The organism is uncultured Porphyromonas sp., assembly GCF_934359325.1.
GTDB lineage: Bacteria > Bacteroidota > Bacteroidia > Bacteroidales > Porphyromonadaceae > Porphyromonas_A.
This window is the reverse complement of record NZ_CAKRLH010000018.1, coordinates 1-15,774: the sequence shown is the minus strand read 5'-3', so window position 1 is coordinate 15,774 and position 15,774 is coordinate 1. Positions and strand designations below refer to the sequence as shown.

Here is a 15,774-nt window from a genome sequence, read left to right as displayed (position 1 = left end):
TATGACAGAAGAGGTAGCTTTTTGCAGTAAGGAGACCAGAGGAGACTCCACGAGACATCGACCTCGTGCCGTGGTGGTATCTTTGCAGCCGGACTCCGCCCCTGTGCTTTTTGGGCTCAGACCGAGAAGAGAGCAATGACAGCTGAGTAAAACATAATGGGGAAGTGGTGTGACAGGAGCTCGTATGACCAAACAAAAAACCCCTCGCAGACGTATGCCTGCAAGGGGTTGTATTGTCGCCCTAAAAGGGCTTGGGAGAAAACTGTCTCTCGACAGCTTTGCGTCCCGATATTAACCTAAAATCTAATACTATGAAAAACACACTGCAAATGTAAGTCTATTTTGCCTTATTAGCAAGTTATTTTACGTTCTCTTCCTCATTAGGGGGCGATGCGGTTCAGGGACCAGCTCCCGTCCTCCTGCAGGAGGTATAGGAAGCGGTCATGGAGGCGGCTGGGGCGTCCCTGCCAAAACTCGATCCGATGAGGCGTCACCTCAAATCCTCCCCAGCTCTCGGGACGGGGGACCTTTACGCCCACCTTGAGTGCCTCCTTGGCAAACTCGGTCACGATGAACATACGATTGGGGATCGGGTGGCTCTGGGGCGAGATCCGAGCGCCCACCTGACTCTTGTAGGGTCGCTTGGCAAAGTAGGCATCCGACACCTCAGGGGCGACGTGCCGACAGATGCCCTCGATGTGGATCTGCCGCTGGAGCTGGTGCCAGAGGAAGGTGAGGCTCACCTTGGGGTTAAGGTCGATCTGGTGTCCCTTGCGGCTCTCGTAATTGGAGTAAAAGATAAACTTCCCCTCCTCAGAGATCTCCTTCAGCAGCACCGTCCGGGTGCAGGGCTGACCGTCCAGGGTCGCTGTGCTGACGATCAGCGCCGTCGGCTCGATCACATTCATCCTGAGTGCATCCTCGAGCCACTCGCGACACTTGTCGAGCGGATCCTCCGTCATGTCGCTGTGTGAGAGTGAGCCGACGTTGTAGTCTCGTCGGATGTCCTCGAGATTCATCTCCTCGCTCTTATGATTGGTATCTGTCATTGGTCTATCGTTTTACTCAAGAATAGTATAGAGGCTCTCAGCTCCGCCAGTAACTGGGGTGGAAGAGTGAGAGCACGGTGAATATCTCCAGTCGCCCCATTACCATCAGTAACGACAGGAATATCTTCGACACGCCGCTCAGCGACGAGAAGCCGCCATGCGGACCGAAGACACCCAGAGCTGCCCCGGAGTTGGATATACACGAGATGGCACATGAGATAGAGTCCGTCAGTGCGTACCCCTCAGCTGACACCATGGCCGTTGCCAGGATGATGAGGCTGGTATAAGCAAAGAAGAAAGAGGTAACCTGCACTATCACTTTATCGGTGATCAGCATGTTACCCATACGTATGGTAGTGACCACATTGGGATGGACACGACGAAGCAACTCCTTACTCAGGTTCTTTGCCAAGACAACAAAGCGCACCACCTTAAGTCCTCCGGATGTGGATCCCGAGCAACCGGCGACAAATATGGTTGCCAGCACAAGGAGTCCAAAAAAGCTGCCCCACTCGGAGTAATCCCCGGAGAAGAAACTGGTGGATGTCCCCAAGCTGACAATAGTGAAAAAGCTCTTGAAGACTGCCTGTCCTCCTCGGTGATAACCACTATACCAAAGCCAAACCCCACCGATAAGTGACACTATAAGCAGTAGTGACAGATACCAGCGTGTCTCACTATCCTCCAGTAGTCGCGACGGCTGACGCCGGACTATAGCGAAGTAGATGAGCGCAAACTTTATGGCACTTATGGTCATAAAGATCATGGCAACCAGCTCCACATACCTCGAGTCGAAGTACCCAAGAGACTGTGAGTGGGTACTGAAACCGCCGGTAGACACGCAGGCAAAAGCGTGGCAGACGGCATCGTATAAGGTCATCGGTCCTGCCCAGAAGAGTAGTGTACAGAGGATCGTGAAGCTCATATAGATGACGATGAGCCACTTCGCCATCGTGCCAATATGGGGATCAAACTTCTGATGCACCACTCCCGTGGCTTCGTTATTGAAGATCGTCGTGGCTCTCTGCCCAGACATTGGCACAAAGGCGACTAAGAAGGCGATGATGCCCAGTCCTCCAAGCCATTGAGTGGAGGCTCGCCAGAAGAGAATGCTCCTCGGCACTTGCTCTACCTCCTCCAGCACCGTGCCTCCGGTCGTGGTAAAGCCGGCCATGGCCTCGAAGAAAGCACCCGACACTGATGATATGAAGCCACCAAAGAGGTAGGGCAACATGCCGATGATAGAGACCAAAAACCAGCTGATCGTGACTGCCATAACCCCCTCGCGAGAGCCGATGTTACTTCGGTCACGATCACGACCAATAAAGATCAGTAGTAAGCCCACAGCCGCATCCACGCCCGCAGTGATGGCGAGCGGCTTGGTCCCGGTATCATGCGGATAGTAGAGCGAGATCAAGAGGGCGATGATGAGGAAAGGGAAGAGCACCATACAGAGCTCGCCCATCGTCCTGAGGACAAAGCGGAAGTTGAGGAGCCGCTTAGTGGGTCGGTAGTCGTCTACGAAGAAGTCTTCCCTTAGCATCACTTAGCTCAGCACTCTACTTGAAGAGATCATCCAGCTCGGAGTCTCTGGCATTGATATTAAAGACGAGGACCGTGTCGCCCGGCTTCAGGACTGTGTGCCCCTCGACGAGATAGACCTCCCCATCCCTAAGGAAGCCTCCGAGAGTGATGCTACGGGGGATCTTCAGGTCCTTGATGGGGGCCTTGGTGATCCTGCTACCCTCCGTGATGACAATCTCCAGCACGTCGCCATGACCGATCGCCATCGTCTTGGCATCAGAGATGTCTATGCGATGGAGGTGGCGGATGATCTTACCGGCAGCGATGATCTTCTTATTCACAATGTTGCCGATGCCGAGCTGACTGGCGATGTCGAGGTAGTCGACATTCTCGATCTCCGCCACGGTGCGGGGAATGCCGAGATGCTTGGCGTTCATCGTCGCAATCATATTGATCTCCGAGCTGCCGGTGAGCGCGAGGAAGGCCTGTGTATTTCGGATCCCCTCCGAGATCAGGAGATCGGAGTCGGCTGCATCACCATGGATAACGAGGGTATTGTCGTTGGTCACTTCGGAGAGCTCCCGACACTTCTCCAGGTCCCGCTCGATGATCTTGACGCTCATATCATGAGGCAGGAGCTCCGCAGTGCGTAGTGCGATGCGGCTGCCACCCATGATGATCACCTTCCGCACATCCACCTTAGGCTGACCGCAGTACTCACGGACGGTGTCCAGATTCTGCGTATTGCAGGCGACGTAGACGATGTCATTGACCTCCAGGGTGTCGTTTCCTCTCGGGACAAAGCTCTCCCTCCCGCGGACGATGGAGATGATGTGGAAGTGCTTTTCATCGAGGTCCGACAGCTCCATGAGCCGCTTCCCCAGCAAGGGGGAGTGCTTCGTGATGCGAGAGGCGCAGAGGTGGAGCCGACCACCGAAGAGCCGCCAGTACTGACGCGTCCACGGCAGACGGAGACCATTGTATATCTCCTGAGCTGCGAGCGCCTCCGGATAGACCATCTCGTCGACGCCGAGACCATTGAAGTAGGGAAGATACTGGGGCAGGAAATAGTCGTAATTGCTCACCCGGGCAAGGGTCTTCTTGACCCCCATCCGATGGGCGATCATGCAGGAGAGGATATTGGCACTCTCAGAGGGAGTCACTGCGACGAAGAGGTCAGTCTCCTCCACCCCCGCATGCTTCAGCTGACGGATGGAGGTAGGATTACCCACGATCGGCATAATCTCGAGCGAATTGTCGTAGGCAAAGTCCACCTTATCCGGATCCTCGTCCATCAGGATCACATCGTGGTGCTCCTGCTGACTGATCAGCTTAGCCAAGTGGGTGCCGGTCTCGCCCGCTCCTACTATAAATACTCTCATCGCTTATGCTCGACTAAGAGGCTCTCCACCTCACTCCTGATACTCTCCTCATCGATGCCCACGTACGCCCGCTGGACAGACACATCTCCATGCCTGATGTACTCATCCCCGACGCCGAGACGGCGGATCGGGATCGACACACCCTGATCAGAGTAGTACTCGAGGAGTGCGCTCCCCATCCCGCCGGCGAGAGCCGCATCCTCGATGGTGAGGATCCGACGATACCGCTTGGGGAGCTCATCCAGAAGCTCTGTGTCAAGGGGCTTAAGGAAGCGCAGATTGACCAGCCCCACAGACTGCTGCCTCTCCTCCCTGAGGCGCTCGACGACACGCTGAGCAACAGCGCCCACTGGTCCGTAAGTGACGATTACCAGTTCATCCCCCACAGCCAGCTCGTCACTCTTGCCGATCGGCAGCTCCTCCATCGGTGCTTGCCAGTTGCCATTGCTGCCCTCTCCGCGCGGATAGCGGATCACGAAGGGTCCCTCATCCCTGTGCTTATAAGCGGTGTACATCATCATCCGCAGCTCCCACTCATCGATCGGTGACATCAGTGTCAGCCCGGGGATCGACCGCAGGTATGCGAGGTCGTAGAGTCCCTGATGCGTCATTCCGTCATTGCCAACGAGACCGGCTCGATCGACGCAGAGGATCACCGGCGCCCTCTGCTCCGCCACATCGTGGATCACCTCGTCGACCGCTCTCTGTAGGAAGGTGGAGTATATGTTGCAGAAGGGGATCTGCCCCTCCAGTGCCAGACCGGCGGAGAAGGTGACCGCATGACCCTCGGCGATACCGACATCGAAGACCCTGTCCGGATACTTTCGGAGCATATACCCCATCGAGCTCCCGGAGATCATTGCGGGGGTGATACCGACGACCCGCTCGTCCAGTTCAGCGAGGTCTACCAGAGTCTTCCCGAATACCTCTTGAAACTTCTCCGGCGCCCCACTCTCCTTGCTCTTATGAGCCAGCTCTCCGGTGCGGAGGTCGAAGCGTCCCGGAGCGTGCCATAGGACGGAGCTGTCCTCGGCCGGCTTATACCCCTTCCCCTTGACCGTCTTGACGTGAAGCAGCTTCGGTCCCTCGAAGTCCTTGATCGCCTCCAGCACTGAGACAAAGGTCTCGATGTCATTGCCATCAATGGGACCGAAGTAGCGCATGCTGAAGTCCTCGAAGAAATTACCCTCATCGGTCATCAGTGCCTTGATGCTGTTATTGAAGCGCTGAAGATTTCGCTTCCTCGAGTCGGTGAGGAGATTGAGCTTCGAGAGCCCCTTCGCCCCCATATTACGGAGCTTATTGTACTCCGGACTGGTGATAAACTTGACCAGGTACCGACTCAGCCCACCCGTCGCGGGGTCGATGGAGATGTGGTTGTCATTGAGGATGACGAGGACGTTATTGTGCCGCTCGGAGACGTTGTTTAGCCCCTCAAAGGCCAGCCCGCCCGAGAGCGCACCGTCGCCGATCACAGCGATGACATGATTGTCCTTCTGATCCAGCTTGCTCCCGGCAGCATAGCCGACGGCGGCAGAGATAGAGTTGGACGCATGACCGGAGATAAAGGCATCGTAGATGCTCTCCCCAGGGTGAAGAAAGCCACTGATCCCGCCCCACTGACGTAGTGTGGGGAACGCCTCTCTCCTCCCTGTCAGGAGCTTGTGTGCATAGGCCTGGTGCCCGACATCCCAGATCACTTTGTCCTCCGGGGCATCGTAGACGTAGTGGACCGCCACGGCGATCTCCACGGCTCCCATACTGGCACCGAAGTGACCCGGAGTCTGGCTCAGCACCTCCGTCAGGTAGAGACGGATCTCACGGCAGAGCTGAGGGAGCTGTGAGCGATCAAGTCGCTTGAGATCCGCAGGAGTGTCGATATGTCTGAGGAGAGAGTAGCAGTCGTCTTTCTTAGCACACATAGCCGTAACGTTATTCTTACCGCAAATATACCCATTTTGCCCCTTTCCCTTGGCCCCCGACCTCGGTCCGCAGGAGTGACGCATTTGAGCTTTAAAGCAAAGAAGTGATAATCCCTGTCGCTGTGCAATCTTGTCGACTGATCCACGCCCTGCCGCTACCGCCTGCCGATCCCGCAGGGGCGAAGCCCCGGAGGGATCATCGCTTTTTAGACCGGGTGTCGAGGCACGATAGTGCCTAAGACCCCGGGAAAGAAGTCCCGCTAAAGATATACGACCCCGCTAGGGCGTCGCACTGCATGAGTAGACTGATAGTGCGACACCCTAGCGGGGTCGGGATCGCTTGCGTCGCCCAATCCACGGGTCTTCGGGGCTACGCCCCTCGACCCGTGGCTAAACAACGGGCACCCCTGTCGGGGTGCTTCGTTCACCACTCTTCACAATGAGTCGAATGACTTCTGTACCACTCAAATGCGTCACCCCTGCCTCGCTCCGACAAGAAAGCACTACAACCCAATCATCACAAGGAGCCCCAACTATTATCCTGTTTTATCGGCTCCACATACTCTCTCACACAAGACTGACTACCAGCAGGCAGGGATCTGTCGATTCTATTACCGGTAATAGATTTATCTACAGTCGGTATTAGTGTCCACTATTACCGACTATAGTTTCACCTAATACCGACATTAGTCCGCCACCCTCCTCTCTGCAATAGGTGTGCTTGCCCCATCTTATCTCCAAACCTCCGACAGGCTCCATGAGTAGTGTGTAAATCACAGAATGTGTCGCTACTGTCGGGTGAGGGAAATGGGTACATTTGTCCAGTTACTATCAGGTAAAATGTTATGGAGCGAGACCACCAAGAAATAAGCCTATTTGAAAAAGGGGGTATTGTACTAGCTATACCCGATGTACCTGACTCTGAGATTCCACTCGGGACTGGGGTTAAACTGATGGAGAGTGCGGGACTGGATGGCTCAGTAAAACCCGCTCTCAGAGCTGATGAGGACGCCATTGCTGACGCCATCGGACCAGACTACCGCATCGTAATCAGTGCCTACATTGAGCCAGGGACAGATGGTTTCTGGTCTTACACGTATAGCCCCGAGGATGTAGGAGCCTATGGGTACGGGAGGACCATCAGAGAGGCGAAGAATAGTCTTCTTGACGGGATTGAGATAGTCAAAGAGAGATATGGAGAAATGGATGATCAAAAAATGATGCCCCACTCCATAAGAGGGGATTATAGGGTAGAGTTTGACATACAGCCGTCACTCAGAGACTATCCGGACGACCTAGAGATCAAAAAATAGTCAAGCGTATCAGGACTATGGGAGTCGACCTTAACCTCATCCTACCCAACGACTGCAAGGACATAATGGATAATGAGTATGCCCTTGCCTTCTTCAAGGATGCTCTTAATAGAGTTACGGCATTCTTTGGGGGTAGGAGAGAGTTTGTGACTGAAATAACTATTTACAACTCTGACTCTACAGGATGGGAGGAGTATGAAGTGCCGGAGTACAGCTTTACCATTCCTCTGATATCAGCGACGTACTACCTGAACAAAGGGTACTGGGAGGTTTCTACTGGAGATCGATACTGCTTCTATTTTTGGCCATATTCTGGAGATGTGGATAGGAATGGAAACCCTTATATCGGAGCACGCTACAATTGTTTCAATGCGGCAAGGATAATGGGTTTCTCTGAGGGATGGATTAGTGATGATTACCACTCCTGGAGATGTCTGGTGGGAGATGTAGATAGTGACTTTGAGACTTGGCTAAGATACGGTAAGGATGAGGAGGATGCGATAGTCCATGAGTATTCCATGAGTATCTTCGGAGATGAGTTTGGCGAGTACAAAGACTATGCTACCAAGTACCACGACTCATTCAAGGAGTGCTTTGACTTGCTTGAGTCTTTTGAGAGAGATTATCCGGAGTACAGAGTTCTAACGATAGGATGCCCTGATAAGGAATTTACCCTGGTCTCCGATGGAAACAACATCTTTATGGTTGATGCCGACACTGGGATGCGTCTCTCAGACTTTCCCATTGAGAAATTCTTGTCTGACCCTAATGGAGAAGAGCCTATACCCTTCCCCCGAGAGTGACAAAGGGGCGTGCCGGCTAACCGACACGCCCCTTGTGCTAATGGGAATGTGCTAAGGATTACTCAGCAGACTCTGCCTCGTTGCTCTCAGCAGCAGCCTCCTCGCCCTCCTGCTCCTCCTCAGAGGCAGCGACAGGCTCCTCAGCCGGCTTCTCCTCCTCCTTCGGGAGCTCGAGGTCCTCAGGATTCTCGCTGGTGACGATGACAGGCACCTCTACGGCGATATCCTTGTGGAAGCGAATCTTGGCGACGTACTCGCCGATCTCCTTGATGCCGGGCATCTCGATCATCTTGCGATTGATCTCATAGCCCTGAGCCTCCAGCTCGTCAGCCACCATCGTGGTGGTGATGGAGCCGTAGAGACTGCCAGTAGAGGAGGTCTTGGCGGAGAGCTCCACCTTGGCACCGCTCAGCTTGTCGGCATGCTTCTGCGCCTCAGCCTTGAAGGCCTCCAGTTTACCAGCCTGCTGACGGAGGTTCTCCTCGTGTGCACGGAGAGCGCTCTCGGTAGCGAGCACAGCCATACCCTTAGGGATTAGAAAGTTGCGACCATATCCGGGCTTCACGTCTACGATCTCGTTCTTGAAGCCGAGGTTACGGACATCTTCTTTCAAAATAAGTTTCATATTCTGTCTCCTTTTAGTATTCTCAAAAAGTGATTATCTGACTCCCTGATCACCTCTCCATCAGGTCGGTAACGTAGGGGAGGAGGGCAAGGTGGCGAGCACGCTTGACCGCCTGAGCGACGCGGCGCTGAAACTTCAGCGAGTTGCCGGTGATGCGACGGGGAAGGATCTTACCCTGCTCGTTGAGGAATCTCTTGAGGTACTCAGGGTCCTTGTAGTCGATGTAGTTGATGCCGGCCTTCTTGAAGCGACAGTACTTCTGCTTGTCGCGGGTCAGCTGGGTCAGGTAGCGCATCTTGGCTCTGCCCTTGTTGTATGTCTTCTTTGCCATGATATGTCAGTTTGCTTGGGTTACCGGATCTTTACTCTGCCTGTGCCTCCTCAGCGGGAGTCTCAGTAGCAGCAGGGGTAGTCTCCTTGTGGTTGCGACGACGCTTCTCAGCGTACTCGTGAGCAAAGCGATCCTGCTTGAAGGTCAGGAAACGGATGACATGGTCATCGCGGCGGAAGTTGATCTCGAGCGTATCGACAAAGTCAGGCTCTGCGTCAAACTCGATGAGGAAGTAATTACCGGTAGATAGCTTGTGGATCGGGTAGGCAAGCTTGCGCTGACCCCACTCCTCACGGTTCACCACGACACCACCGTTGTCGGTGATCAGATTGGCGAACTTATCTACCGTTTCCTTTGTCTGGTCGGCAGACAAAATGGGAGTTAAAATGAAAACGGTTTCGTAATGGTTCATCTCTGTAACCTTATTAGTTGTGAGTGAATAAATGAATAATTCGGGTGCAAAGGTACCCCTTTATCCCCTCAATTCCAATACCCCACCGGCTTAGAGTGGATCAGAGGTCCACCTGGCGGGCGATGTTTTCGCCGAGTATGCGGTAGCCGTCGGCATTGGGATGCAGACCGTCGCGAAAGAGGGCGTCGATGAGCTCTCCGTCCTTAGTCAGCCCCTCGGAGGCGTCGATGAAGGTGGCTCCCGGGATGACGCTAACGAGCGACTCGGTCAGCATATTGAGCGGGCGGATACGGGACATCATATCCTTGCGGGGCAGTACCCCGAGGACGTAGAGCCGAGCCTTGGGCTTCATACGCCGGATGAGGGTCGCTGTCTCAGCGATGCCGAGGGCGATGTGCTGGTTGTCATCTCCGGCGGAGAGGTTATTGGTCCCGATGGCGAGGAGGATCACCTCCGGATCGCAGTCGTCAATCTCCCCGTGGGTGAGGCGCCAATTCAGGTTCTCCACCCTATCCCATCCGAAGCCCATATTGGTCACCACGCGATCCCCGAAGAGCTTGCTCCAGGAGACATCCCCGCGGTGGTGCTGCGACGCCGGTAGCCCGGACCAGTAGTGCATGATCGAGTTGCCCAGCACCAGCACGCTCGGCTTGGCGGTTCGATTGCGGAGGATCACCTCGTTGTGCCTCCGCTCCCAGACGTAGGACGCTCGGTCTCTCGACTGCGTCACCGGCGGGCAGACCCACTTCGTCGGCAGCCCCAGAGCCCCCCTCGCTTCCGAGGCAAGATCTTTCGCTTCTCCTGTAAGGATTAGGCGAGGTCGGGACTTCATCATCTCCTCCTTGGACAATCCCTCAGGGACAGCGATCACCGGGATGTCCAGCTCACGCTCCAGCCGAGCCGAACGGGTCTCCGACGGGCTCACGCCGCGCTCCGCCGGCATGCAGACTAAGATCGGTCGCTCCACCCGGTCGGGTAGCCAGTCGAAGTACGCCCCATCGTCCACACCCACCTGCAGTGACGTGACCGTCACCCCGAGGGGCAGATAGAGTCGGCAACGGTCGCCGTACTTATGGGTGCTCTTCGTCTCAGGCTTGGTAAAGGTGATGATGTCGCCCGCCACCACTGTCTCTCGGCAGGGTCGTGTCACTCCATCGCAGTCGGTAGCGAAGAGATCTACCCCCGAGGAGAACGCCCCGTCGGCAGTAATGCGGACGCGGATCGTCGGCGAAGTGGTATAAAACTCCACCAGCAGCCCATCGGAGCTGCTTCCCTTCCCAGCTCGCTCGTAGAGACCGGCGTCTGTCGTCAGCCGTCTCTGCACCGGGCAGGAATCGGCATAGGCAGGGTCCATCCACTGCTGAGCCCGTACGACCGGAGCCGACAGCAGGACGATGAGCGAGACGAGGAGTGTGGATCTAAAGTAGGTACTCATATATCTATTAGGTGTCTATCGTTCTGACCGACAAGATACCCAAAACCCCGATTACATACCGAAGCGGCTGGTGTCCAGCTGCGACGGGCTCTTCACGCTCTTGTAGTTGCCAAAGGTGTAGCGGATGTCCAGACTGAAGTTGCGCCCGTTGCGGCTTGGGACAAATTCAAACTGCTGCACCCCATGGTTCGCCTTGATCTTCGGCGTTCCCTTCTCCAGGAGATCGTTGCCCCGCATCGTCACGCTCCACTTCTTGTCCCGGCTGACCCACTTCATCCTCGCACTCAGATTGACGATATCAGAGAAGTCATAGAGCCCCTGCATGCCCCCCGTGATGTAGGAGAAGTCAAGTCCGGCGGTGAGTCCGTTACGCTGGCTGAGCACGAAATCATTGGTGAGGGAGCCAAATAGGCTGGTGCGCCGGCGATCTACCGTCCCGACAAAAGGCACATCGAGCTTGATCCACGTGGGGCTGACATCCAGCACCAGTCGCCCCTGCCACCAATCGGTCTTGGGAAGAGGTGCAACCGCCGTCAGGCTGAGGTTATTGTAGTAGTGCCAGTTCCAGGTCTTGTAGACGATCTTCTCCAGCTCCGGATCGAGGTACATCTGCTGGACGAAGTAGCGAGGGGCGTAGTTCTCACGGATGACAAACTGGTATTTCCCCCTCAGCACATAGACTGCCTGCGCATTGTAGGTAACGAAGGGTCTGATATCGGGATTACCCTGCCACACCTGGACGGCACTTCGCTGAGTAGAGAAGGGCTCCCGCTCAAAGTAGGCGGGGTACTTCTTCTGAGAGTTAAAGGAGAGCTGCAGCATATCCGTCTGAGAGATCCTGTAGAGGAGGGAGGCCTGCGGCATCAGTCGGAAGGTCTCCTCATGACCGTAGTATCGGGCATAGTCCCCAATGAGAGTCGCATCGATGGAGAGCGCGGAGGTGAGCTGCTTCTTGACTCCCAGGTATATATCCGCCAGCAGCTCCCGGCTCACCCGCTCGACCGGGTCAGCCGTCTGCGTCTCTCCGGCTACGACCCAGTACTGCTGACGATTGGCGGTGTGGGAGAGGGAGAACTTGCTCCCATACTCGATCCCCCAGCCGCCTCCCAGCCGGTGGCTATTGTCCGCATGCGCACCCACGACTCGAGACCGCTGCCCGTTGTCGAAGGCAAAGGCCTCACTCGGTGTTGCGTCCATTCCGGTGCCATAGGTGACAGCCTGGCTGTGGTGATAGTCCGTATAGAAGGCACCGATCATCAGGTGTCCGTCATAGCCATACTCCACGCTGAGGTGGTGTGTTCGTCTCTGGGACTCCTGCTCCTGCTCTATCGGATGAGAGCGCTCGATATCCTTTTCGGCAAAGTGATTATTGGGGAAGAATGTGCCGTAGTAAGTCGTCGACAGGTAGTGCCGCCCCTTCCGGTACCCCAGGTCAAGCGAGAGGGTATGGGTGGTGAAGGAGCTCTTCCCGACATTGCGTGTCCTTATCTCCGGTAGGGAGCCGATGGGACCGGTCACCACCGACAGATCGGAGATCTGGTCGCCGAGACCGGCACCATACCTCCCTGAGACGGATAGTCCGCTCGGAGAGGTGTATAGGGCACTTCCCCCGGCAGCATACCGGCTGTAGTACTGTGAGGTATAGGTCCCAAAGAGCTGAGCTGAGAGTCCGGAGGAGATGCGCTCTCTGGACTGGTGCTTGAGCACAATATTGACGGAAGCCCCCTTAGCCCTATATCGGGCAATCGGCGTGTAGGAGATCTCTGCACTCGCCACCAGAGACACCGGTATGGACTTGAGCTGCTCCAGCAGCTGATCCTGTGGCAGAGACGAGGGCTTCCCATTCATCACTAAGGTAAAGCCCGACACCCCGGCGAGCACCGGCACGCCACCCTCCTCCCTCATCCCCGGGAGGCGACAGAGCATCTCGTAGGCGGTGGAGACGGGACTCTTCTCGAAGAGCAGCTCCACGTCATAGCTCGATATGCCGCCCTCCAGCAGCTTCATCACGGGGCGGTCGGCACTCACCACCAGCCCCTCCAGCAGCTCACTCCGCGGCTCCAGACAAAGGGTGTCCGGGAGCGCCGCCCCGACCAGGTCGACCGTCAGCGGGTGGTACATCAGATGCGAGATGCGGAGGCAGCACGCCCCCTCGCCGGAGAGCCTCACCGCCCCCTCGGCATCCGACACCACCACCGCAAGAGTAGTCGAGTCGGGTGCAAGGAGGAGGGCAGTCGCACCGGCGACCGCCTCGCCCGTAGTCTTATCCCTCAGCCGTGTGTGGTAGTCCGTGGCGAGACAGGTCAGACCTGTCAGCAGCGTCACAAGCAGTGACAGTAAGGTTTTGGTACAAGCGTTCATAACACCCATATCGTGATGAAAAGGAAGTTGGGAAAAAGGTTTTCGCCTCAAAGATATACATAATCCCCCCCCCCGCAAGAGGAAGTCGTCCAAAAAACATGACCAACGGGATATGACCTCAGACTAATGTCGGTATTAGTGATCACTATTACCGGTATTAGAGTTGACTAATACCGGTAATAGATGAGTCTAATACCGGTAAGAGAAACGAGCGAACCCTACACGCTGATTCCCAGACCTGTAAGCATACGAGACTTAGGGCTTCCTTTTCTGAGATCAAGACTCCTCCTGCATAAAGTGGTAGGCACTAATGCACTGTACAGATCCGGGCAGTATATGAAGCTATTCCAAAGGGGGAAATCTCGCTCCCCCATCAGTTTAACTCTTCAGACCGATGCGGTGAGTGGGACCTTCGGAAATGGGTACGACGAAGTGACCTGACCGGGGCTACCGATCAGGCTTTGCTTAGCAATTTGGATGAATAGGGGGATAGACCGACTACGGTCGGGATCAGGGATTGAGCTCCCGGAGGCGGTCACGGACCTGCTCCATCTGCCACATGGGGGTGGAGGTAGCGCCGGTGACGCCCACCGTCCGGACCTCCGGTGGGAGGGGGTCGGTGATCTCGGAGGGGTCGGAGATGAAGTAGGTGTGAGGGTTGGCCTGCAGGGCGGTGTGGTAGAGCACCTTGCCGTTGCTGCTATTCTTGCCGGCGATGAAGTAGATCACGTCCTTGCTCTTGGCGAAGTCGGTGAGGTCCTTCATCCGATTCGCGACCTGACGGCAGATAGTGTCGTGGCTCTCGAGGGGGACCCCGGGGGCGAGATGGTCGCTGATATAGCCGACGAGCTCCCGGTAAGCCTTGCCGTCCATGGTGGTCTGGCTGAAGAGGTAGACGGGACGACTGAGGTCAACCTTCTCCTCCACGTCGCTGATCGACTGCACGACGATCGCATGCCCCTCGGTCTGACCGACGAGTCCATTCACCTCGGCATGCCCCAGCTTGCCAAAGATGACGATCTGCCCTCCCTCGCGGGAGGTTTTCTCATAAGTCTTGCGGATCTTGCGCTGGAGGGAGAGGACGACCGGGCAGGTGGCGTCGATGATCTCCAGTCCGCGGGCGCGTGCCTCGGCATAGACCTCGGGCGGTTCGCCGTGCGCCCGGAAGAGTACCCGCTTGTCCCTCATACGGCTGAGATCCTCGTAGCGGATCGGACGGAGTCCCTTCTCGGAGAGACGGGAGACCTCCTGACTATTGTGGACAATGTCTCCGAGAGAGTAGAGCGAGTGTCCCCCCTTGAGTTCGGTCTCAGCCTTCTCGATCGCAGTGACAACGCCGAAGCAGAAGCCGGACTTGCTATTGATCTCAATGTCGATCATAGGCGCTCCCTCACCCGCTCCTCGACCCAGGCCTGCTGCTGGTCGAGGGTCATGTCGGAATTGTCGAGGACAAGGGCATCCTCAGCCTGCCGGAGGGGACTGACGGCGCGACCGGAGTCGATGCGGTCACGCTCCCGGACGTTGGCGAGCACGGAGTCGTAGGTGACCGACTCGCCCTTTGCCGTCAGCTCATCAAAGCGACGGCGGGCACGGACCTCCGGTCGTGCGGTGACAAAGATCTTGAGCTCCGCATCGGGGAGGATGGTGGTACCGACATCCCTTCCGTCCATCACGACCCCCTTCTCCTTCGCCATATCCTGTTGCTGTCTCGTGAGTGCGGCGCGGACCTCCGGTATCGTAGCGATCGGGCTGACATGCTCCGAGACCTCCATGCCTCGGATCTCTCGCTCGACGTCCTCGCCATTGAGGAGGAGGTGCTGACCATCGGGGTAGATGGCGAAGCGCATCTCTATCCGGGGGAGCCGGCGGATGATCTCCTCGACCATCGGCTCCGCCCCACTGAAGAGTCCCTCACGGAGGGCATAGAGGGTGACGCCTCGATACATGGCGCCGGTATCTACGTAGGTGTAGCCGAGGGAGCGGGCGAGACGCTTCGCGATGGTGCTCTTGCCGCAGGAGGAGTAGCCGTCGAGGGCGATATTGATCTTACTGTCTGTCATTACTGCATGCGCTTGATGATGTTGTAGGAGCCGAAGACGCCGAGAGCGCCGGCGCGGCTCATGTCCTCGTCCCCCTTCTCCTTATCCCCCGTGGCGTAGTAGGCAAGTCCGCGGGCAAAGAAGGCGTCGCCAAAGGAGGGATCCCTGATGATCAGATCGCTGAGGGTGGAGATCGCCTCGTGGTACTGTCCCATACCATAGTAGGCATAGGCGAGGTTGTAGAGCGCGGGGAGGTAGCCGGGGACGAGGTCGAGGACCTTAAGGAAGTCCTCTATGGAGGCGGTGTAGGCCGCTTTCCTGAGGAGGTAGTCCTTGGAGAGATCTGCCTTTGAGACGTCAACGCCGAGGTCGATCTGGGTGTGGCGGACAGCCTCCTTATTGATAAAGTCCTTGATGCGGGAGACACCGCGCTGGAGGTAGGCGTCGGGCTGATCGGGACGCTCACCGATCACTCGGTCGAGCGTCGCCACCGCCGCCGCATGGTCGCTGACCATCACCTGATCCATGGCGAGGGCAAAGAGATCCTGCTCCCTCATCTGCGGGAAGGAGTCGATGCG

General features: G+C 56.5%; 14 protein-coding genes. 2 read left to right on the top strand and 12 right to left on the bottom strand.

What is annotated here, in order from left to right; translation table 11 throughout:
- Positions 1-380: 380 nt before the first annotated feature.
- From pdxH to dxs, 4 genes are read right to left on the bottom strand one after another with little or no spacing between them, the layout of a single operon-like run.
- Entirely contained in the window at positions 381-1,049 is a 669-nt protein-coding gene (gene pdxH, locus Q0F21_RS01715; protein ID WP_297236796.1) for a pyridoxamine 5'-phosphate oxidase, read from the bottom strand.
- Positions 1,050-1,086: 37 nt separating this feature from the next.
- Complete coding sequence (locus Q0F21_RS01710; RefSeq protein WP_297236798.1) at positions 1,087-2,592, bottom strand: potassium transporter TrkG; 1,506 nt, start codon at positions 2,590-2,592, stop codon at positions 1,087-1,089.
- A 16-nt stretch (positions 2,593-2,608) separates the two neighbouring features.
- Complete coding sequence (trkA, locus tag Q0F21_RS01705) at positions 2,609-3,955, bottom strand: Trk system potassium transporter TrkA (protein WP_297236794.1); 1,347 nt, start codon at positions 3,953-3,955, stop codon at positions 2,609-2,611.
- Complete coding sequence (gene dxs, locus Q0F21_RS01700; protein ID WP_297236792.1) at positions 3,952-5,877, bottom strand: 1-deoxy-D-xylulose-5-phosphate synthase; 1,926 nt, start codon at positions 5,875-5,877, stop codon at positions 3,952-3,954. The genes trkA and dxs overlap by 4 nt, the downstream gene beginning before the upstream one ends.
- Positions 5,878-6,722: 845 nt before the next feature.
- Between dxs and Q0F21_RS01695 the strand changes: the two genes are divergently transcribed.
- Together Q0F21_RS01695 and Q0F21_RS01690 are read left to right on the top strand one after the other, a co-directional pair.
- The gene (locus Q0F21_RS01695) at positions 6,723-7,190 is read left to right on the top strand and encodes a hypothetical protein (protein ID WP_297236790.1); all 468 of its coding nucleotides are present in this window, start codon (positions 6,723-6,725) and stop codon (positions 7,188-7,190) included.
- 17 nt (positions 7,191-7,207) lie between these two features.
- Complete coding sequence (locus Q0F21_RS01690; RefSeq protein WP_297236788.1) at positions 7,208-7,993, top strand: hypothetical protein; 786 nt, start codon at positions 7,208-7,210, stop codon at positions 7,991-7,993.
- Positions 7,994-8,051: 58 nt separating this feature from the next.
- Here the strand turns inward: Q0F21_RS01690 and rplI are convergent, their stop codons facing one another.
- The 8 genes from rplI to Q0F21_RS01650 all read right to left on the bottom strand — a co-directional run.
- Positions 8,052-8,618, bottom strand: coding sequence for a 50S ribosomal protein L9 (gene rplI, locus Q0F21_RS01685; RefSeq protein ID WP_297236786.1), 567 nt, complete (start codon positions 8,616-8,618; stop codon positions 8,052-8,054).
- A gap of 49 nt (positions 8,619-8,667) precedes the next feature.
- On the bottom strand, positions 8,668-8,949 hold the full coding sequence (rpsR, locus tag Q0F21_RS01680; protein ID WP_018107163.1) for a 30S ribosomal protein S18: 282 nt from the start codon (positions 8,947-8,949) through the stop codon (positions 8,668-8,670).
- Between the two features lie 31 nt (positions 8,950-8,980).
- Entirely contained in the window at positions 8,981-9,361 is a 381-nt protein-coding gene (gene rpsF / locus Q0F21_RS01675; protein ID WP_288965721.1) for a 30S ribosomal protein S6, read from the bottom strand.
- Positions 9,362-9,461: 100 nt separating this feature from the next.
- On the bottom strand, positions 9,462-10,796 hold the full coding sequence (locus Q0F21_RS01670; RefSeq protein ID WP_297236784.1) for a GDSL-type esterase/lipase family protein: 1,335 nt from the start codon (positions 10,794-10,796) through the stop codon (positions 9,462-9,464).
- A 51-nt stretch (positions 10,797-10,847) separates the two neighbouring features.
- Positions 10,848-13,157 (bottom strand): outer membrane beta-barrel protein, encoded by a 2,310-nt coding sequence (locus Q0F21_RS01665; protein WP_297236782.1) that lies wholly within the window; start codon positions 13,155-13,157, stop codon positions 10,848-10,850.
- Between the two features lie 510 nt (positions 13,158-13,667).
- Positions 13,668-14,537 (bottom strand): 4-hydroxy-3-methylbut-2-enyl diphosphate reductase, encoded by an 870-nt coding sequence (locus tag Q0F21_RS01660; RefSeq protein WP_297236780.1) that lies wholly within the window; start codon positions 14,535-14,537, stop codon positions 13,668-13,670.
- Positions 14,534-15,217: a (d)CMP kinase gene (cmk, locus tag Q0F21_RS01655; protein ID WP_297236778.1), complete on the bottom strand. Its 684-nt coding sequence runs from the start codon at positions 15,215-15,217 to the stop codon at positions 14,534-14,536. The genes Q0F21_RS01660 and cmk overlap by 4 nt, the downstream gene beginning before the upstream one ends.
- On the bottom strand, positions 15,217-15,774 hold a 558-nt coding region (locus tag Q0F21_RS01650; RefSeq protein ID WP_297236776.1), incomplete at its 5' end, for a tetratricopeptide repeat protein. The genes cmk and Q0F21_RS01650, both read right to left, overlap by 1 nt.

What these genes read in the sequence shown, in the direction of transcription:
- pdxH (WP_297236796.1), bottom strand. Translation starts at nt 1,049, where the DNA reads ATGACAGATACCAATCATAAGAGCGAGGAGATGAATCTCGAGGACATC.
- Q0F21_RS01710 (WP_297236798.1), bottom strand. Translation starts at nt 2,592, where the DNA reads ATGCTAAGGGAAGACTTCTTCGTAGACGACTACCGACCCACTAAGCGG.
- trkA (WP_297236794.1), bottom strand. Translation starts at nt 3,955, where the DNA reads ATGAGAGTATTTATAGTAGGAGCGGGCGAGACCGGCACCCACTTGGCT.
- dxs (WP_297236792.1), bottom strand. Translation starts at nt 5,877, where the DNA reads ATGTGTGCTAAGAAAGACGACTGCTACTCTCTCCTCAGACATATCGAC.
- Q0F21_RS01695 (WP_297236790.1), top strand. Translation starts at nt 6,723, where the DNA reads ATGGAGCGAGACCACCAAGAAATAAGCCTATTTGAAAAAGGGGGTATT.
- Q0F21_RS01690 (WP_297236788.1), top strand. Translation starts at nt 7,208, where the DNA reads ATGGGAGTCGACCTTAACCTCATCCTACCCAACGACTGCAAGGACATA.
- rplI (WP_297236786.1), bottom strand. Translation starts at nt 8,618, where the DNA reads ATGAAACTTATTTTGAAAGAAGATGTCCGTAACCTCGGCTTCAAGAAC.
- rpsR (WP_018107163.1), bottom strand. Translation starts at nt 8,949, where the DNA reads ATGGCAAAGAAGACATACAACAAGGGCAGAGCCAAGATGCGCTACCTG.
- rpsF (WP_288965721.1), bottom strand. Translation starts at nt 9,361, where the DNA reads ATGAACCATTACGAAACCGTTTTCATTTTAACTCCCATTTTGTCTGCC.
- Q0F21_RS01670 (WP_297236784.1), bottom strand. Translation starts at nt 10,796, where the DNA reads ATGAGTACCTACTTTAGATCCACACTCCTCGTCTCGCTCATCGTCCTG.
- Q0F21_RS01665 (WP_297236782.1), bottom strand. Translation starts at nt 13,157, where the DNA reads ATGAACGCTTGTACCAAAACCTTACTGTCACTGCTTGTGACGCTGCTG.
- Q0F21_RS01660 (WP_297236780.1), bottom strand. Translation starts at nt 14,537, where the DNA reads ATGATCGACATTGAGATCAATAGCAAGTCCGGCTTCTGCTTCGGCGTT.
- cmk (WP_297236778.1), bottom strand. Translation starts at nt 15,217, where the DNA reads ATGACAGACAGTAAGATCAATATCGCCCTCGACGGCTACTCCTCCTGC.